The sequence below is a fragment of the Pseudomonas sp. MDT1-85 genome, assembly GCF_054898065.1.
On sequence record NZ_CM142715.1, the window covers coordinates 4,106,516 to 4,124,646 of the forward strand.

An 18,131-nucleotide genomic window follows, 5' to 3' on the forward strand; every position below is an offset into this window, starting at 1 on the left:
CTCATGCTTCGAATCTGCGGTATCGCATCCCACGTTCCCGACGCTACCCCGTTCCGGGCGGTACAAGCCCAGGAAAAAAACATCGGCTATGGCCATCTGCTGTACAAGACGGCTGTGTTTTCCATGCCGCGCGGCAGGGGCAGGCTCGACGCCGAAGAAGCGCTTCGGCTGCTGCCCACGGCGAGCATCGCACTGCCGGTCGCGCCGCCCTTGCAAAGCGGTGCCGACCTGGCGCTGGAGGCGGTCGCGTTATTGCGTGAACAAATCCCGGCAGAAACCCTGGCAACGGTGACCCACATTGTGGTGACCAATACCGCCCTCAACCAACGCATTAATGAATCGGTCGCAGGCCGTATCCAGCATGCACTGGGTTTACCCGACGCGCTGCCGTTCGCCATCGGCCAATCGGGGACGGCCGGCGTGTTCAACGCACTGACCATGATCGAAGCTCTGGTCAGCCTCGGCGGCACGGTGCTGTTGGTGGCGTCTGATAAATGGCTTTACCCGTTCTTTCGCGCCTGGGGTGATCTGGTTGTTTACGGTGACGGCGCAGCCGCCATCTTGCTCGATGGCGATGATCAGACTACGTCTGGCTGGGGGTCGATACGCGCCTGCGCGATGCACTATGGCGCGGCCATCGACAATCCGTGGGCACTCGAACCCGCCGCCCTGGCGGAACGGCTCCATCCGATGGCGGTGAGCGCAGCGCAAACAGCGCTCGAGCGTTCCTGCCTGAATGCCAGCGATATCGATTGGGTGTTGCCCGCGGGATTCAGCGATGGCTTCACCCTCGGCGTCAGTCGCGAACTGGGCATTGCGCAGGAGCGACATTTCGAATTGGGTGCCCGTGGCCATCAGTCGAGCGCCACCCCCTTGCTGTCGCTGCTGCGCCTGCGTGCCACCCTGCCTCCCGGTACAACGGCCACCGCCTTGCTGTGGGATGCGGCTTTGTGTGGCACCGCTGGCGCCATCGTGGCCGAAATAACGGCTGGCGCCTGAACCAGAATGCAAACCGCCTACCTATTAGTCAGGACAACCTATGTCTGCTTATAAAGTCAGCCTGCGTGAGCTTCGTTTTTTTCTCTGGGAACTGCATAAAACCGACCAGCAGTTTCTCTCGCGGGCGCCGTTCAACGACAGGAATCGCGCGTACTACGATGCCTTGCTGGAGCGCGCCAGAACGTTCGCTTATGAATTGGGCAAGGCCTATCAAGCCTCCGACCGCCAGGAATGCCGCTTGCTGGAAAACGGCAACGTCGAAATCCCCAAGGAGTTTCACGGGCTCTGGCAACGCTACAAGGATGAGTGGATTCAGGTACTGGGCAACGACAGCGAATCGCAGCAACCGACCATGCCGCCGCTGATCCGGCAAACCATCCAGGAGATGTTCATGGGGGCCAATCCGGCGTTCATGACCTACGGCGGCTTCAATTTGCCGGCCATCAAGCTGTTCAAGCTGCACGGTAGCGCAGCACAAAAGGCCACTTATCTGCGCAAGCTTCAGCGCCACGACTGGGACGCGTGTTTCTGCGCCACCGAGAAGCAGGCCGGTAGCGACCTGACAGCGGTCACCACCCTCGCAACGCCGCTTGAAAACGGCGAATACTCCGTGAGCGGCGAAAAGGTTTATATCTCGGCCGGCATGCATACCCTGACGGAAAACACCGTTTACTTCGTGTTGGGTCGCATCAACACCACGACCGCGACCTCCTATTCCCTCTCCTGCCTGCTGGTGCCACGCTTCTGGCCCAATCCAGAAACCGGAGCGCTGGAAGACAACCATGTCGAGTGCGCTTCATTGCTGCGCAAAATGGGCTTGAAAGGCTGCGCTAATACCCAGTTGGTGTTTGGCCGCAGCGGCACCACCCGCGCTGTACTGCTGGGTGATCGCAAGAATGCCGGATTGCTGCAACTGATGCCCTTGATGAATCAGGCGCGTATGAGCACGGCGATTATCGGCCTGGGCCTGGCGTCCAGTGCCTATCTGCATTCAGTCGAATTCGCCGGCAAACGGCTGCAGGGACGAGCCATCACTCGTACTTCCGATGCCAGCGCACCGCAGGTGGCCATCATCGAGCACGGCGATGTGCAGCGCATGCTCCTGGAAATGAAGGCTCGGGTTGAGGGCTGCCGCGGGCTGCTCGGCAAGTTGACCGGCGCATCAACCCAGGCGTTTGTGCTGGAAGCCGAGTCGGTAATGGACGAAGCCCGGGTCGAGAAATACCGCAAGCTGGTGCTGCTGTTCACCCCGGTGTGCAAGGCTTTCGTCTCAGACCAGGCGTGGAAAATCTGCGAGCTGGCGATACAAGTGCATGGCGGTGTCGGCTACACCGATGCCTACCCGGTTGAGCAAAATGCGCGCGACGTAAAAATCCTGTCGATCTGGGAAGGCACCAACTACATCCAATCCCAGGACCTGGTGCGCGACAAGCTTGGGTTCGGCAGAAACTCACGCTTGATCAAATATCTTCGCGAGGAGCTGGACGCCTTCTTGCGCAACAAAACGCAGGTCAGTGCCGAACTGCAGGATCAATTCCCGCTACTGGAAAATGCCATGGCCGCCGTCGAGCAGGCGCTCTCGGCGATCGGTGAGCACGTGCGCGCAGGCCGCACCCACGAAACCAGTCAGTTTTTTACCCGGTTCCTGGAAATGATCGGCCTCACCGCCAGCGCCTGGGTCCTGCTTGAATCAGCCTGCCTGGCAGAGCGTCAACTGCACCAGCCACTGGCTGGCGAAGAAGCCGCTTTTTACCGTGGCAAGGTCAAGATCGCGCACTATTTCTTCAGCAATATCCTGCCGACGGTAACGCAACACGCACACACCATAGAAAACCTGCAGGCCGCACACTGCAGCATTGCGCTGGATGAACTGGTGCAGGCAGACACTCAGCTACAACCCTCAACATTGTTTGGCGGGCCGCGCACCCTGTATCGCGGCACCAATATCGACGGCGCCACGCTTGAGCCGAATGAAGGCCTGTGGGTCAGGGGTCATAATCTCAATGAGCTGATCGGCATCGTCGATTTCGCCACTGCGTTATGGCTGGCGTGGTTTGGCACCCTGCCGTCCACTGCCGAGAGCCAGGCGGTTGACGCCGTGCTGGTGCAGATTGCCGGCCACTTGTCGGAGGTGCCCGTGTATCGGCGCGGCATCGAAGCGGTTGCCGACGGCGGCGCCGGCATGGTGCAGGCAGCGGCATGCGGCTTTCTCGGTGACATGACCGCGCTGGAAAATCTCGCCCTCACCGAAGCGACCGCGCGCGGTTTGCCCACGCATGCGGATTTTATTCAGGGCCTGATCAGCGTTGCGGCTGCGCCACACTTCCTGCAAGCGGCACTCGGTTACGCAGCGCCAGCCGCAACGTGCGCCCAACACGCCGAGTGTGTGTTGACGGCAATGGGCGTGACCCACAGCGACTCGCTGTCAGTGCGTGTGGTTGACGCACTGCTGGTGGCCTGGCACGCCGGGTTCGGCTACATCACGCCGACGGTGCTGGTGCCTCGTACGGCAATCGGCACCGGCGTCACCCTTGCCCAGGCGGTGGCGGCTGGTTTTATGGCTAGCGGGCCCAAACATGTCGGCGCAGCCGAAGAAGCGATGACCTGGCTCAAGACCATCAGGGCGCAGGACAGCCATGAGGACATACAGCGAGCGGTAGACCACGCGCTGGATCAGCCGGGCAACCTCTTGTTCGGTTTCGGCCACCCGCTGTTTGTGCAGGACCCACGGCCGCCGCATATCCGTGCCCTGTTTACCAAATGGGGGTTCGGCATGCGCCACCTGGAGGTCTACGACGTCGTCTGTGCCCACGTCCTGGCGCGTAAAGGCCTGCGTCCAAATATCGATTTCATCACCGCCGCAGCCCTGCTCGATCTGGGCGTCACGAAAGCGCGCTGGAGTGTCGGCCTCGGGCTGTGCGGCCGGGTGGCTGCGATGATCGCCCATGCCATCGAGCGTCGCGATCGTCCCGCTTTCGGAGTCAGCAGCAAAGCCGCGCGCAAGTTGTTGGCGACCGTTCCAGTTGGCTGGTTGTAGGACAGCCATTGACACTCCGATGCTAAACCACGTGCTTAATACGGGAGCTTAAAAATGTTATTGAAAAACCTGCGACCTGCCGACGAATACGATCACTTTGCCACGCAAGCCCTCGAACCCTGGGATGTGTTGTTCGTCACCCGCATCCGCCAGATTGCCCGCGACCTGCCGCCCGGCGTGCTGGTGGATATCGGCACCGCCACCGTCGTGGTGCCGGTGCGCCTGGCGGCCGAGCCGGTATTGAAGGACTGGCGTTTCATTGGCCTCGATCTGGACGAAACCATGCTCGACGGTGGTCGACCCCGCATCGAAGCGTTGGGCCTGAGCGATGTCATCGAACTCAAGGTGGGCGACGCCATGGACCTGCCATTTGCCGATAACAGTCTGACAATGGCTGTCAGCCGCGCCACCTTGCATCATTTGCCGGACAAGGTGAAAAGCCTGACCGAGATGTATCGCGTACTGCAGCCGGGCGGGGTCGGCCTGGTGCACGACATGCGCCGCGATGTCGCCCCCGACTTGCTGGAAAAATTCACGCAAATGCGCGCTTCGGTGGGTTATCCACCGACCCATGTTGAAGAAAAGGTCACTTTGGAGGAGGCGCGGGCCCTGGTCGTCGAGGCGGGCCTGGACCATTGCACGGTGGTGAGCAGCCCCCGTTCCGGCATGGGCGCACTGGGTTTCGAAATCCTCATCAAAAAGCCCTTGCTGGCTTGAGACGCACCTCGCTGGAGAAAACGCTATGGATCTGGTAAAGCACTTTCAGGAACTGCTGGGCAGCTCGCGGGTGCACTGTGGTTTCCTGTCGCCCAAACGCCTGCCGCTGGTGATTACGCCAATCGACAGCACGCTAAGAGATAACGGCGAGGCTTTTGCGACGTGGTATCGCCACAATCAGGCGCTTTTTGAGCGCATGCTGCTGGAATTCGGCTGCCTGCTGTTCCGTGGTTTTCCATTGCGCGACAGTTCGGACTTCCAGGCTATTGCGCACTGTTATCCCGAGCATGCGTTCGGTTATATCGGCGGCGCCACGCCACGCAAGAACATAACGGGCAAAGTCTACGAATCGACACGCATCCCCGCGACCCTGAAAATCGGACTCCACCAGGAAAAGGCCTACATGGCGCACTTCCCACAGAAGCTCGCGTTCTTTTGCAGGCAGCCCTCCACTGAAGGCGGCGAGACCATACTGTGCGACATGCGGGCAGTTACCCGCCGCCTGCCAGCGCAATTGATCGAACGCTTTCGCGCTGCACGCATCCTGTACTTACGTAATTTCCGCGCACCCAGCACGCCCGAGAACGAACCGCGCAATGCCAATATGCGCGAATACCACCGCCCCTGGGATGAAGCGTTCCTCACCGATGATCCGCAGCGCGTGGAGCAGCTCTGCCGCGATACACAACTTGATTACTGCTGGCTCGAAGATGGCAGCGTGACGGTGTCGCATACCGGTGACGCGATGTTGAAACATCCGCTGACGGGCGAAGCGATCTGGTTCAATCAACTGTCGACTCAACATAACAATGCCCGCTCACTGGGTGAGCCTGGTTACGCCTACATCCAGCGCGCCTATCGGGACAAACCGGCCCGCCCTTACGATGTACGACAGGGTGACGGCACGCCGATCCCGGAGCAGGAAATCGCGCCGGTGTACGATGCGCTGGAGGCGGAGGAAGTCGCCTTTCCCTGGCATCGCGGTGACATGCTGTTGATCGACAACATCGCCGTCGCCCATGGCCGCAATCCGTTCAAAGGCGAGCGCGATGTTCAAGTCGCGTTGTTCGATTGAACATGAATAGCCAAAACCTGCTGACTAACCAAACACACGCGTCGACCGACAGTGCCGTGCAGCCCGAGAAGTTGCTGGTACGCACGCGCAACGACGGCCCCTGTGCAGCGTCGGCCAAACTGATCCGGGTCGCCGTCGGCAGTTTCCGCTTTGAGGTCCGCGACCTGCACCTCCAACGCGGTCGGCATACCGCCATCATCGGCCCGAACGGCGCCGGCAAGACCACCCTGATCGAAGCGTTGCTGGGGTTCCGTCAGGCGCACCTGGAAGAGGCGCAGATTCTCGGGATTGCGGTGGCGCAGTTTCTGCGAAGCACCCGGCACCGCAAACGGCTGGGGGTGCAATTGCAGCGGGTCGAATATGAAGACTCATCGAACGTCCGGGAGATCCTCGATTTACATCTGGCCCTGTACGGCAAGCAAGATCCGCAGGTGGTGCAGGCACTGGATGTCGATGCACTGCGCAAACTGCCCTATCGGGCACTGTCACGCGGTCAGAAGCAGCGGCTCGATCTGTTCGTGGCGCTGGCACACCGTCCGGAGATTGCGGTGCTTGACGAACCCTTTACCGGTCTTGACCGCGCGTACATCGAGCGCGTCGCGCACCTGCTGCGCCATGACCTGGCTGACCTGACCATCATCATGATTTGTCACTCGGTGGAAGAACTGGATACCGCAAGCGATGTGGTATGGGTGTGCAGCGGCGGCGTTGAGTATTGCGGCGATAAAGAAGCACTGAAGAACCAGGTGGTCGGCGCCTTCCACGCCTCTCTACGGCTGGATGATATTGAGCTTCTAAACGCCATCCGTCGCCAGTTGGAAAGTGATAGCGCCACGCTGCGGCTGTCGATGCCATCGGACACTGAGCTCAGCGTCTATGGCACGCAGCAACTGGACCCGTCCATACGCAGCCTGATCGCTAATGTCGCGTTCCAGCACTTTGAGTTTGGCCCCACCGATTACCGCGACATGCTGCACATCTGCGCCAGGGGAGAACAGGATGTTTAGCATCTTGGCAATATTGACGCGCAACGAGCTGCTGGGTTTCCTGCGCAGCAAGTCGTCGCTGTTCTGGGCGATGGGCTTTCCCATCCTGTTACTGACCGTGATGCTGATGGCTTTCGGTCAGCGTGGGTCACTGGGTACGGTGAAGGTCGAGTTCCTGGATGCCGGCGTTCAGGAAAGCGCGGACACCCGGTGCAAGGCCGCGATCGAGCAGGCATTTGCTGGCGCAGATCCGGTAAAGGCCGAGTTTTCAACGGTAAGCAGCCCTGCCACCGTCGCGGCAAACACGGTGCGCATCGTATTCGCGGCAGGCGACGGTCCGTTGCAGGTGCAATATGACTTCAACGGCCAGCTGGCGGTACGCGCCGCAGCGCGCGTGATCGAGATCGCCGCGGTCAGGTGTTCGGCGGCCAAGCGCGGCATTGTGTCGGCAGACCTGGTGCATTTCGTAGATGCGGCGTCCGGCGCCAAGTCCTTCGACTATGGCCAGTTTTTTACCACCGGCATTCTGGTCATCGTGTTGATGTCACTCGGCATCATGTCCACCGCCCTGTCGATCGCCGGCCTGCGTGAACACAATGCACTCAAGATCTACGCCTGCTTTCCGGTGCCGAAGCTGGTTTTTCTGGCGTCCGTGCTGTTGTCGCGGGTGGTGATGATGCTGGTTTCGGTGGGGACCTTGCTGCTTGTGGCGCGTTATGGGTTCGGCATCGACATCTCGCTGTGGAGTATGCAGACCTTGCGTGCGGTGCCGGTGATCCTGCTGGGCGGCGCCATGTTGCTGTGCGTCGGCATCCTGCTGGCCAGTCGTACCTCCTCGGTGAAGGAAACCGAATTGCTGTGCCACCTGATCCATTACCCGGCCCTGTTCTTCGGCAACCTGACCATTCCGTTGAACGATGCGCCAGCCTGGATCAAGAACATGCTCTCGGTGGTTCCGATCAACCAGTTTGCCTCGGTACTGCGTCAAGTGATGCTGGACGGTGCTTCCCTGCCTTCGCTGTGGCTGCCTTTGCTGACCATGGCAGGCTGGACCGCGTTGTTTCTTACCGCCGCCACTTTAATGTTCCGCTGGCACAAGCGTTAAGCCGGGGACTCACTTATTTCATTGCGTCACTCTTTCAAGGAAAAAAGCATGTCCGTCAGCAAGTTAGCGCGTGCCTATTTGTCGAATGCCAGTGCATTCATTCCGGTGATCGTATTCCTGATGTGGGGGCGTTTCGGACCGGGTGACGCAGGCGTGCGCTGGGATACTGCGTATGTGGTCAGCGGCATTCTCAGCATTGGGCACATGTTCTGGCTGTTCAAAAGCCGGCCCGGTCATTGGATCGCGTTGGGCGTCGACCTGTATTTGCTGATCGGCGCGCTGTTGGCTGCGGTATCTGCCGCTGCGTTGCAAGTCTGGGGTCAGGAACTCGGCGCTGCGCCCGTGCTGGCGTGCGTATTGGTGATTGGCGTGGGTGCCACCTGGTTTTCTCCACTCGGTTTCGTCGGCGAAGCCAGCAACGATCAGGCGTTGGTCCGACGGCTCTCCGTGATGCTACTGATTGCCGCTGCAATCGCAGTCGCGGTGTCGCTGGTTTTGCGCCATAACACGTTGCTGGGCGGCGTGTTGCCGATCATCGCACTGGTGCTGGTACGCAGTCAGTTGCAGAAACGCGTGGCTGTGGCGCAATGAGCGACATGGAACATATCCAGGCGTTTCTGGCCGAAGTGGCCGAACAGCTGGGGCTGGCGTCGCTGCTAACCGGGGATGCCTGTGCGCCCTATGAAACCGACGTGATGCAATGCCGCGGCCGCGCTGCGGCGGTCGTGATTCCGCGGGATACCCAGGCGGTCAGCGCGCTGATGCGATTAGCTGTGCGCCATCGCACACGCCTGGTCGCCCAAGGCAACCGCAGCGGGATGGTGGGCGGCGCCGTACCTGACAACTCCGGCAAGCAGGTGATCGTTTCCCTTTCGCGCATGCGCCGTGTGCGCGAGATTGATCCGCTGAACCGCACCGTCATCGTCGAAGCGGGCGCGCTCTTGTCAGAACTGAATCGCACGCTGGAAACCCATTCTCTGTACTTTCCTATCGATATCGGCAGCGATCCGGCGATAGGCGGATTGATCGGCGCCAATGCCGGCGGCAGCCGCTTGCTCAAGCATGGCGACGTGCGGCATAACCTGCTCGGCATCGAAGTGGTGCTGGCCGATGGCGACGGCACGGTGGTGCAACTGCTCGCGCCGTTGCGCAAGAACAATACCGGGCTGGACCTCAAGCAAATGTTTGTCGGCACCGGCGGCGCATTCGGCATCATTACCGCAGCGACGCTTGAGCTCAAGCGCATCGACCAGTCGACGCAAAGCATGTTTGTGGCCTTGCCTGACCACCGAACAGCACTTGAGGTGTTGCAGACCTTCGAAGAGCATTTTGGCGATCTGCTCTGCGCTTTCGAAGTGATCTCCGAGGCGGCGCTGGCCATTACCCTGCGCAATTTCCCCACGCTGCGCCACCCGTTCGGGCAATCATCGGCACGCTGTTATGCGTTGATCGAGATCGCCAGCAGCATGCCTGGCTTGCACGCGCTATTTGCAGAGCGATCCGAACAGGTGTTGGAGCAGTTGTATGAAAGCGAGCGGATTGTCGACGCCGTCCTGGGGCAATCCAGCAGCTTTTGGCCGCTGCGCGACAACCTGCCGCTGGCCATCGCCAGTGAAGGCATTCCACTCTCGTTCGACGTGGCGTTTTCGCGCTCGCGCCTGGTGGCTTTCCGCGAGCAGGCTGCACAGTGGCTGCAGCACGAACATCCGCTGCTGCAACTTTACGATTTCGGCCATTTTGCCGACGGCGGCTGTCATTTGATTGTGCTGGTGCCCCACGCCCATATCGCCCAATACGGCATCGCCCGGGTAGTCGCTGTGCGTAGCGGCCTCTATCGGCTGGTGTGCGAAAACGGCGGCTGCTTCAGTGCAGAGCATGGCGTCGGGCCGGTGAATGCAGCCTATTACAGCAAGTACACGACGCCCAAGGTGCAGGAAATCAGCAGGGCCATGCAGCAGTTGATGGATCCGCAGGCCGTTTTGGGGCGCTACCGCTATACATAAAACGAAAAAATGCAGGTCTGACGATGGCACAGCAAGCTAGAGGAAATTCGATGATTACCGGCGACATGCTCATCGGCCAGTCGGCCGTGCGGGGCAGCAAAGGGTTGCTGTCGGCAATCAATCCTGCCACCCATGAAAAGATAGGTCCCGACTTCGGCGCTGGCGGTATCGCTGAAATAGAGCAAGCCTGCCTGCTTGCCCAGCAGGCCTGCGACAGCTACCGCGAAACCACGGCGCAGCAGCGCGCTGAATTTCTGGAAGCGATCGCCACCGGCATCCTCGCGTTGGGGGCGACGCTGATCGAGCGCGCAGCCCTGGAGTCGGGATTGCCGGCAGCGCGCCTGATCATCGAGCGGAGCCGCACCGTGAGCCAGTTGCGGCTATTTGCGAAGGTCGTGCGCGACGGTCACTATCTGGGCGCCACCCTCGACGCTGCCTTGCCGGCGCGTATCCCTTCGCGCGCCGACCTGAGGTTGCGCAAGATCGCGCTCGGCCCGGTTGCTGTATTTGGCGCCAGCAATTTCCCCCTGGCCTTTTCGGTTGCCGGCGGCGACAGCGCCGCAGCCTTGGCCGCCGGCTGCCCGATAGTGGTCAAGGCCCATGAAGCTCATCTGGGTACGTCTGAACTTGTAGGCCGGGTGATCCAACGGGAGGTAGCTGCCCACCAGTTGCCGGAGGGGGTTTTTTTGCTGCTGATAGGCGACGGCAATCTGTTCGGCCAGACCCTGGTCAGCCATCCTGCGATCAAGGCAGTTGCCTTTACGGGGTCGCGGCAAGGCGGCCTGGCGCTGACACGAACAGCGGCGCAGCGGCCCGAACCGATTCCGGTATACGCCGAAATGAGCTGCATAAATCCCATGTTCCTGTTGCCACATGCACTGTCGACGCGCTCCAGCGAAATCGGCCGTGCATTCGTTGACGCTATGACGATGAGTGCTGGGCAATTGTGTACCAATCCGGGCTTGGTGATTGCTCTGGAAGGTCAGCATCTGAACCAGTTTTGCAGCACGGCCCTAGAGGCGCTGTGCAAAAAAGAGGCGGCAACCATGCTGACGCCGGGGATTCATCATGCCTACCTCGCCTGTACCCAGGAGATAGGCAATATCAACGGTGTTACGACGCTGGGGCAAGGTTGTCCGGCAGAAAGGCCATGTGCCGCGCAACCCACATTGTTCGCAACGGATGCAAGCACCTTTCTGACGACAGGACGACTGGAACACGAAATATTCGGTCCCAGCTCGCTGATAGTCGCCTGCAAGAATGAAGATGAAATGCTTACAGTCGCCGAGTACCTGTCAGGACAGCTGACTGCGACATTGCAACTGGATGACGCTGATCATGCGCTGGCAAGAAAATTGTTGCCCATCCTTGAGCGCAAGGCGGGCCGCATCCTGGCGAACGGTTATCCCAACGACGTCGAGGTATCTCATGCGATGGTGCACGGCGGCCCGTTCCCGGCGAGTTCGGATAGCCGTAGCAGCGCAGTAGGCGCCAGTGCCATAGACCGGTTCTTGCGGCCGGTGTGTTATCAAGACTTACCTGCCGCCTTGATGCCAGCAGCACTACAGGATGGCAATCCGCTAGGACTATGGCGGACGGTCAATGGCAAATGTGTTCTTGCCTGAGCCGAGTAGATCTTGTTGAAGTAGATGTTCAAGCAGCGATTTCGATGAAGCCGTAGAAGCTGTTCCTTGAGAGACCAGCTCCTCCCAAGCACTAGCCATGCCGTGCAGGCGCCATTCTTCGAGTTCCGTCATAAAGGCACACATTGCGATTCTCCTTATAGGTCGTACGGAGCCGGTCATAGCGCGCCGTATTGGCAACAGGCGCCACCTTGAGTTGCAGGCTGTTTTCTAGGCAGGGAGGTGGTACGGTGGAGGTCAGGCGGGCAAGGACATTGAGGATGTGATCGGCGCTCAGACTTCCCGACTCAAGTACCGGTTCCAGCCCCACCATCACCGGTTCGAAACCAGCAATAGGCACGGCGGCCAGTACCTGCATCATGATTCGATTACCGTTTGTATGACGCCTCAGTCCCCGTTGAGAAGCCGTAACGGCTTCGGCAGATCGGCAAATGGCGGGCCATACGCAGTGCACCAGGCTTGCGTTCGATAAGTGGGATGTAATGCTGCCAGTCAAAATTGATCTGATCTCGATCAAAGAGGCGCTCGTTGCTGGCACGATCCGAGAAGGATACAGACGAATGCTGAACCAAGAGTGTTAACGCCAATGCAGAATTGACCCACGTGATGACGTGAGCCTAACCCACCTTTAAATCAACACAACTTCAGCAAAGGTAGTGGTTTGCGAGGAGTCTGACCGGGGCAGTGATATTTCGGCAACTGGGTCAATTCGGCGCCGGCGCCCTCACCTTGGCTCTCTCGACGCTCGTGCAGCGTGATTTCAGCAATTATTGCACGCTGCCAGTTGCGGTCATTACGGTACAGCCACATGCATCCAGCACACCCACACGGCATTTTCTCTTTAATGTCAGCAAGAAAAGCTGCACGGATCTGCGCTCGCTGCTTCTCAAACCTAAGCACTGACCTACAGTGTTGTAATTCTGGGTCGATGCGGATTGCACGATTAACCGAGGACAGTGAAATACCCAAGGCAGAGGCTATATCCGTGGAGCTTATGCCAGCGGTAGCGCTATTTTGAACATCGGTTACTAGAACAGCCGTCATCACTCTGGGAAACTGTCGAACAGCTATTCCTTGTCGAATGAGGGCGGTCTTGATTGTCCCAACTGATGCCCCATTAAGCCGCGAAAGCTGCCTTAATGACCACGATCCTTCAGGAATCACTAAGTGGCCAGCGTTGCTGTCACTGTCTGGATCATCCATTTCCAGGACTGTCAGCGCCTTAGCCGGAAGCCGGTCGACTTCCGTCACTTGGTCGCATCGAAGCCCTAAGATCCTCTCATGATCAGATACTTTAATGGGTGATGGCTGCAACGTGGTTTGCGCAGAAGCTTTACAATCCAAGCGGGAACAATTTCCTCGTCTGGCGGTGACAGACTCAGAAATTCCTCTGCATCGGGCAGCAGCCTAAAGTAATCAGCTGCGGCACGAGCAAGCATCTGGAGTCTTAAGCGATGGCCATCGCAAAGCCCTTTGTTCACACACCCTGCCACAAGGTTTTGATGCAAATTCTCTGGAATCAGCGGGGTGAGCTTCGTATGCGTCCGGGCATCACGCCTTGCGTGATTAAACCGGCTGCCAGTTATGCGGAAGCAACTGATCTATTTCACTCGCCCGTTGCGTCGGCAGGCGCGTGAGGACGTCCTTCAAATAAGCATACCGATCATGCCCGTTGAGCCGCGCCGACTGGATCAAGCTCATGATCGCCGCCGCCCGTTTGCCGCTGCGCAGCGAACCTGCAAGTCGAGTCAGCCGAAGGGAGTTTCACCCCTCGACTGCTCACAGAACCGTACGTGACAGTCTCCCGTCATACGGCTCTTGATCACACATTCGATGCACGTAGTAAATACCAATGCGCGAACAGCTCCGGATTCTCTCTTCGAACTAGACGCAGCCGATGCTCCGCTTGACGTATAGAGATTCGGTACTTGCTCTTCATCCATTTGAGCAGGCGCGATTGCAACGCGCTCCACAATCGATAGCTGAAGTTTCTGTACCAGAATTTACCGTAGTATTCGATCCATCCTCGAATCACAGCGTTGTACCTGCGAGAAAAATCCCTCAGGTCATCCGTCGTGGATCGATGGATGCGCCAGTGTTTGATCGTGTCTACCATCCTGCGCATCGCCTTCATCGACGCTCCCGGCATGCACTTACGAAAGAGTTCGCCCTTGGAGTTCCTCAGGGTTCGCACCTTGAAGTCATATCCAAGAAAGGTGAAGCTCGTCGCGACATTGTGCCGCTCGAATGTGTCGATGTAGACAATCTTCGACTTTTCTTCGTTGATGGTCAGACCCACTTCACTCATCCGTCGCGTCAGGCTCTCCCTGATTCGAACAGCCTCGCTCATCCTTGTGCAGTGAATAACAATATCGTCGGCATACCGTTCAAACGGCACGCCGCGATGCGTCCTGTCCATCCAACGATCAAAGGCGTAATGCAGGAATAAATTGGCTAACAAGGGCGAGATCACACCCCCTTGAGGTGTCCCTCGTCCCCGCTCCTGAAGCAACCCCGTCTCACTCTGCATCGGCGCTTGCAGCCAGCGTCGACAGTACAAGATCACCCATTTCGGCATCTGGTGATGTTCCAGAGCCTTGATGATCAGGTCGTGCCCGACGTGGTAGAAGAACGCGCTGATATCCACTTCCAGTACCCAGTTCTTACGACGGCACCGAATGGAACATTGACGCAAAGCATCGTGGGCCGATCTTCCGGGCCTGTACCCATACGAGTCAGGATGGAAAATCGGATCGATCACAGCCTCCACATATCTTTTCACTGCGCCTTGGGCTACCCGGTCAGAGACTGTAGGAATGCCAAGGATGCGCTCCTTGCCGTTGTCTTTTGGAATGCGCTTTTCCCGTACAGGTGGCGGGAAATACGACCCTGAACACAACCGGTTCCAGATGCGGTAGAGGTTATGATCGCGTTGCCGATCAAAGTCCGTGAGCGTCTGACCATCACAGCCAGGCGCGCCACGATTGCGGCGTACATCCTGATACGCCATCCACACCAGCGATTTCGGTATTTCGAATGCTTTTCGCTGCACTAAAACGTCATCCTCGTTTGAGTTGTGTCCCGCACAACGAAAGTGATCCCCACCCCTTCGCTCCAGCCCCATTACAGGTCTTTCATCACTACTACGGGTGAGTCCGTCCCTATCCCCACGGTACGTGCCGAGGATAGGTTCTCACGTTCCCCAAAATGGCCTAGCTCAGGTTCTTGCTGCCTTAACAACGGGTGCCGTGCAGTCGGTAGACAGGTGTCCTCTGCACTTCTCGGGGCCCGGCTATACAAGCCCGTTTTGACACCAGCGGAGATTTCGTCGCTTTATCAGTCAGTTCACTTGCGTTCAACTACCTGGGCCTTACGTGACAGTAGTTTCTCTGCCTTTTCCCGAATCGCTCACCACCAACATGCTGAACATGTTCGCAGCATCGGGTCGTTTGATCAGTGCGCCTGTACGCCCTGACCGGAGGGCCTACCTCCATCCACCTTGGAACATGGAGTGTCATGCCGCCGTTTTCATGTCGTCGTCATGACGCCTCCTTCGTGACACACAGAGCCAGTTTTTGCGACCCAACGCCCACGGTCGGATTTGGTTGTCGGGTAGTCTGAACGAGCCCCATGAAAGACAGGACATGGTGTGCACTTAAATTTAAGTGGGCACCAGTTCTAGCCTTTTAAGCGGGTATTTCATGCAGCCACAACGCCGTTCCTACTCCAAGTCTTTCAAAATCCAGGTCATTCAAGAGTGTGCCCAGCCCGGCGCTTCGATTGCCAGTATCGCCCTCAGCCATAGCCTCAATGCAAACCTAGTCCACAAATGGATTCGAGTGCATGCGCAGAAAAGCACGGCGCTGCAACCTGCATTCATTCCGTTACCCATCCAGTTGGCCGGAGCAAATTCGCCCGCAGCACCCTCGAATATCTGCGTTGAGATCCAGCACCCGCGCGGCACCGTCAAAGTGAACTGGCCGACCGAAAGTGCTGCTGCCTGCGCGACCTTTCTTCGAGACTTGCTGCGATGATCCGCATCGATTCCATCTGGCTCGCCACCGAGCCGATGGACATGCGCGCCGGTACCGAGACGGCATTGGCCAGAGTGATCGCGGTGTTCGGTGCGGCGAAGCCGCACTGCGCTTATCTGTTCGCCAACCGCCGCGCCACTCGCATGAAGGTTCTGGTGCATGACGGCTTCGGTATCTGGCTGGCTGCTCGCCGATTGAACCAAGGCAAGTTCCACTGGCCAGGTATTCGCCAAGGCTCTGAACTGGAGTTGGCTCCCGAGCAACTTCAGGCTTTAGTACTGGGCCTGCCATGGCAACGCGTAGGTTCCGGCGGCTCGATCACACTGCTTTAACGGCGGCCATTAGCCTATCGGTCTATCGCCGCGAACTGCTTGCTCTGGCAAAATCGGCGCCATAACTTCGCTCCCCAATCTCGACCACCTTACCCCTGAACAACTGCGCGCTTTGGCGGCGCAGTTGATACAGCGTGTCGAGACGCTCGACCATCAAGTCGACATGCTGGGTAAGACGGTCGAGACGATGGGCAGGAAGATCAATCGCGATCAAACGGTGATCGAGAAGCTGACCCACGAGATCGCCCAACTCAAGCGTTTGAAGTTTGCCAAGCGCAGCGAGCAGATGAATCCTGAGCAGGCCAGCTTGCTCGATGACCTGATCGATACCGATATCGCGGCGATTGAAGCTGAGCTTCAAGCCCTGCAAACATCTCTAACGCCGACCGAGAAAAAGCAAAAGCCTAAACGCACTGCGTTGCCGGCAGAGTTTCCACACACGTTGATCCATCACGAACCGGACAACACTCACTGCCCATGTGGCTGCGCACTCAAGCGCATCGGTGAAGATGTCAGCGAGAAGCTCGACTACACGCCCGGCGTATTTACCGTTGAGCGCCATGTCCGTGGCAAATGGGTCTGTGATGACTGCGAAACATTGATCCAGGCACCGGTTCCGGCGCAGATCATCGACAAGGGCATCCCGACTGCCGGGTTGCTGGCCCACGTCATGATCGCGAAGTTTGCCGACCATCTGCCGCTTTACCGGCAGGAATCGATCTTCGGTCGTGCCGGCTTGGCGATTCCACGTTCAACTTTGGCTCAATGGGTTGGTGTGACTGGGGTGCAGCTGCAACCTCTGGTCGATGCACTGCGCGACGTAGTGCTTGGACAGCAGGTTATTCATGCCGATGAAACACCCGTGCAGATGCTCGTGCCGGGCTCAAAGAAAACCCACCGCTCTTATGTCTGGGCCTACGCCACCAGCCAGTTCTCGAACTTGGCAGCGGTGGTTTACGACTTCAGCCCCAGCCGCGCCGGCGAGCACGCTCGCAACTTCCTGCAAGACTGGAAGGGCAAACTGGTCTGTGATGATTTTGGCGGCTACAAGGCCAGCTTCGCACTCGGCGTGACCGAGATCGGATGCATGGCCCATGCGCGACGCAAGTTCTTCGAACTGCACGCGACCAACAAGAGCATGCTCGCCGAACAGGCCCTGCGCTACATCCAGTTGCTTTACGAAATCGAGAGTGAAGTGCGCGACCTGGAGCCGGATTTACGGCGCCGAATACGGCAAGAAAAAGCCGTACCTGTGATGGATATGCTGCATGCCTGGATGATGGCCCAGCGCGATCTCGTGCCTGAAGGTTCAGCCATCAGCAGAGCGCTGGATTACAGCCTGAAACGCTGGGCAGCGCTGTCGCGCTACCTCGATGACGGGGCCGTACCCATTGACAATAATTGGGCGGAGAACCAGATCCGGCCGTGGGCTCTTGGACGCAAGAACTGGCTCTTTGCAGGGTCGTTGCGCAGCGGCAAACGGGCGGCGGCGATTATGAGTTTGATCCAGTCTGCGCGGCTGAATGGCCATGATCTGTACGCTTATTTGAAGGATGTACTCACGCGTCTGCCAACGCAGAAGGCGAGTGAGATCGAGCAATTGCTGCCGCATAGGTGGCAGCCGGTCTAATCACGCAAGGCGTGATGCCCGGACGCATACTCCCAGCACACGGCTCAAGCCTCTACAAAGGCACTATTAAGTACCCGGCTATACCTCTTTAACATTGGCGTACTGCTGATCTCTGGTAACTGATCCACGAACCCCACATTCAAAGCCCGGACTTGATCACTGATGCTTTGCTCCCGATGCTTTTCAGGAGCCAGCACCTCATGATGCGACCCGACGCCAAAGTCGAAAAGGTATACCTCTACCCCAAGCCCGTAGACTTCCGAAAATCCATCGATGGCCTGGCCGCTCTGGTCGAGTTAGATATCAAAGTCGCGGTGTTCGACCCTGTGCTTTTCGTTTTTCTGAATCGCCACCGTAACCGAGTGAAAATCCTCTATTGGGAGCGCAACGGCTTCTGTCTTTGGCTCAAGCGCCTGGAGTCCGAGCGCTTTAAAACATCGCCCGATGCCACTGACGAAGCCATTGTGTTGAGCGTTCAGGAATTGAACTGGTTACTCGACGGTTTTGACCTGTGGCGCAACCGTCCACATCAGGTTTTAACTCCAAGATTCGTCGCCTGACGGGTATAAT

14 protein-coding genes and 3 pseudogenes are annotated in these 18,131 nt (G+C 58.4%); 13 read left to right on the forward strand and 4 right to left on the reverse strand.

What is annotated here, in order from left to right; translation table 11 throughout:
• Positions 1-3 precede the first annotated feature (3 nt).
• Genes ACYZT2_RS18555 through ACYZT2_RS18595 form a run of 9 tightly spaced genes read left to right on the forward strand, consistent with a single transcriptional unit; the run spans position 4 to position 11,547 of the window.
• Positions 4-999, forward strand: coding sequence for a beta-ketoacyl-[acyl-carrier-protein] synthase family protein (locus ACYZT2_RS18555; protein WP_461966269.1), 996 nt, complete (start codon positions 4-6; stop codon positions 997-999).
• A gap of 40 nt (positions 1,000-1,039) precedes the next feature.
• Positions 1,040-4,036 carry a citrate/2-methylcitrate synthase gene (locus tag ACYZT2_RS18560; protein WP_461966271.1) on the forward strand — a complete coding sequence of 999 codons (2,997 nt, stop codon included), beginning with the start codon at positions 1,040-1,042 and terminating at the stop codon, positions 4,034-4,036.
• Positions 4,037-4,090: 54 nt separating this feature from the next.
• Complete coding sequence (locus ACYZT2_RS18565; RefSeq protein WP_461966273.1) at positions 4,091-4,753, forward strand: class I SAM-dependent methyltransferase; 663 nt, start codon at positions 4,091-4,093, stop codon at positions 4,751-4,753.
• Positions 4,754-4,778: 25 nt separating this feature from the next.
• Positions 4,779-5,828 carry a TauD/TfdA family dioxygenase gene (locus ACYZT2_RS18570; RefSeq protein ID WP_461966275.1) on the forward strand — a complete coding sequence of 350 codons (1,050 nt, stop codon included), beginning with the start codon at positions 4,779-4,781 and terminating at the stop codon, positions 5,826-5,828.
• A gap of 2 nt (positions 5,829-5,830) precedes the next feature.
• On the forward strand, positions 5,831-6,835 hold the full coding sequence (locus tag ACYZT2_RS18575) for an ATP-binding cassette domain-containing protein (protein WP_461966277.1): 1,005 nt from the start codon (positions 5,831-5,833) through the stop codon (positions 6,833-6,835).
• Positions 6,828-7,919, forward strand: coding sequence for an ABC transporter permease (locus tag ACYZT2_RS18580; protein ID WP_461966279.1), 1,092 nt, complete (start codon positions 6,828-6,830; stop codon positions 7,917-7,919). The genes ACYZT2_RS18575 and ACYZT2_RS18580 overlap by 8 nt, the downstream gene beginning before the upstream one ends.
• Positions 7,920-7,967: 48 nt before the next feature.
• Complete coding sequence (locus ACYZT2_RS18585) at positions 7,968-8,510, forward strand: permease (protein ID WP_461966281.1); 543 nt, start codon at positions 7,968-7,970, stop codon at positions 8,508-8,510.
• The gene (locus ACYZT2_RS18590; protein ID WP_461966283.1) at positions 8,507-9,922 is read left to right on the forward strand and encodes an FAD-binding oxidoreductase; all 1,416 of its coding nucleotides are present in this window, start codon (positions 8,507-8,509) and stop codon (positions 9,920-9,922) included. Before ACYZT2_RS18585 ends, ACYZT2_RS18590 begins: the two co-directional genes overlap by 4 nt.
• A 50-nt stretch (positions 9,923-9,972) precedes the next feature.
• Positions 9,973-11,547: an aldehyde dehydrogenase (NADP(+)) gene (locus ACYZT2_RS18595; protein WP_461966285.1), complete on the forward strand. Its 1,575-nt coding sequence runs from the start codon at positions 9,973-9,975 to the stop codon at positions 11,545-11,547.
• A 9-nt stretch (positions 11,548-11,556) separates the two neighbouring features.
• Here ACYZT2_RS18595 and ACYZT2_RS18600 read toward each other — a convergent pair.
• The 4 genes and pseudogenes from ACYZT2_RS18600 to ltrA all read right to left on the reverse strand — a co-directional run.
• Positions 11,557-11,691: pseudogene (locus ACYZT2_RS18600) on the reverse strand (ATP-binding protein); the annotation flags it as partial.
• Positions 11,639-12,136, reverse strand: a pseudogene (locus tag ACYZT2_RS18605) (IS21 family transposase); the annotation flags it as partial. The pseudogenes ACYZT2_RS18600 and ACYZT2_RS18605, both read right to left, overlap by 53 nt.
• Positions 12,137-13,131: 995 nt before the next feature.
• Positions 13,132-13,305 (reverse strand): annotated as a pseudogene (locus tag ACYZT2_RS18610) (transposase domain-containing protein); the annotation flags it as partial.
• Between the two features lie 82 nt (positions 13,306-13,387).
• Complete coding sequence (gene ltrA / locus ACYZT2_RS18615; RefSeq protein WP_461966287.1) at positions 13,388-14,617, reverse strand: group II intron reverse transcriptase/maturase; 1,230 nt, start codon at positions 14,615-14,617, stop codon at positions 13,388-13,390.
• Positions 14,618-15,266: 649 nt separating this feature from the next.
• Between ltrA and tnpA the strand changes: the two genes are divergently transcribed.
• The 4 genes from tnpA to tnpB (ACYZT2_RS18635) all read left to right on the forward strand — a co-directional run bounded on the left by tnpA (position 15,267) and on the right by tnpB (ACYZT2_RS18635) (position 18,121).
• Positions 15,267-15,599, forward strand: a complete 333-nt coding sequence (tnpA, locus tag ACYZT2_RS18620; protein ID WP_461966289.1) for an IS66-like element accessory protein TnpA — start codon at positions 15,267-15,269, stop codon at positions 15,597-15,599.
• Complete coding sequence (gene tnpB, locus ACYZT2_RS18625; RefSeq protein WP_461966291.1) at positions 15,596-15,931, forward strand: IS66 family insertion sequence element accessory protein TnpB; 336 nt, start codon at positions 15,596-15,598, stop codon at positions 15,929-15,931. The genes tnpA and tnpB (ACYZT2_RS18625) overlap by 4 nt, the downstream gene beginning before the upstream one ends.
• A gap of 61 nt (positions 15,932-15,992) precedes the next feature.
• Positions 15,993-17,561, forward strand: coding sequence for an IS66 family transposase (tnpC, locus tag ACYZT2_RS18630; protein WP_461973166.1), 1,569 nt, complete (start codon positions 15,993-15,995; stop codon positions 17,559-17,561).
• A 200-nt stretch (positions 17,562-17,761) separates the two neighbouring features.
• A complete protein-coding gene (gene tnpB, locus ACYZT2_RS18635) occupies positions 17,762-18,121 on the forward strand; it encodes an IS66 family insertion sequence element accessory protein TnpB (RefSeq protein ID WP_258668279.1) in 360 nt (119 codons plus the stop codon).
• Positions 18,122-18,131 lie beyond the last annotated feature (10 nt).

What these genes read in the sequence shown, in the direction of transcription:
- ACYZT2_RS18570 (WP_461966275.1), top strand. Translation starts at nt 4,779, where the DNA reads ATGGATCTGGTAAAGCACTTTCAGGAACTGCTGGGCAGCTCGCGGGTG.
- ACYZT2_RS18555 (WP_461966269.1), top strand. Translation starts at nt 4, where the DNA reads ATGCTTCGAATCTGCGGTATCGCATCCCACGTTCCCGACGCTACCCCG.
- ACYZT2_RS18560 (WP_461966271.1), top strand. Translation starts at nt 1,040, where the DNA reads ATGTCTGCTTATAAAGTCAGCCTGCGTGAGCTTCGTTTTTTTCTCTGG.
- tnpB (WP_258668279.1), top strand. Translation starts at nt 17,762, where the DNA reads ATGATGCGACCCGACGCCAAAGTCGAAAAGGTATACCTCTACCCCAAG.
- ACYZT2_RS18595 (WP_461966285.1), top strand. Translation starts at nt 9,973, where the DNA reads ATGATTACCGGCGACATGCTCATCGGCCAGTCGGCCGTGCGGGGCAGC.
- tnpA (WP_461966289.1), top strand. Translation starts at nt 15,267, where the DNA reads ATGCAGCCACAACGCCGTTCCTACTCCAAGTCTTTCAAAATCCAGGTC.
- ACYZT2_RS18590 (WP_461966283.1), top strand. Translation starts at nt 8,507, where the DNA reads ATGAGCGACATGGAACATATCCAGGCGTTTCTGGCCGAAGTGGCCGAA.
- ACYZT2_RS18580 (WP_461966279.1), top strand. Translation starts at nt 6,828, where the DNA reads ATGTTTAGCATCTTGGCAATATTGACGCGCAACGAGCTGCTGGGTTTC.
- ACYZT2_RS18575 (WP_461966277.1), top strand. Translation starts at nt 5,831, where the DNA reads ATGAATAGCCAAAACCTGCTGACTAACCAAACACACGCGTCGACCGAC.
- ACYZT2_RS18565 (WP_461966273.1), top strand. Translation starts at nt 4,091, where the DNA reads ATGTTATTGAAAAACCTGCGACCTGCCGACGAATACGATCACTTTGCC.
- ACYZT2_RS18585 (WP_461966281.1), top strand. Translation starts at nt 7,968, where the DNA reads ATGTCCGTCAGCAAGTTAGCGCGTGCCTATTTGTCGAATGCCAGTGCA.
- tnpB (WP_461966291.1), top strand. Translation starts at nt 15,596, where the DNA reads ATGATCCGCATCGATTCCATCTGGCTCGCCACCGAGCCGATGGACATG.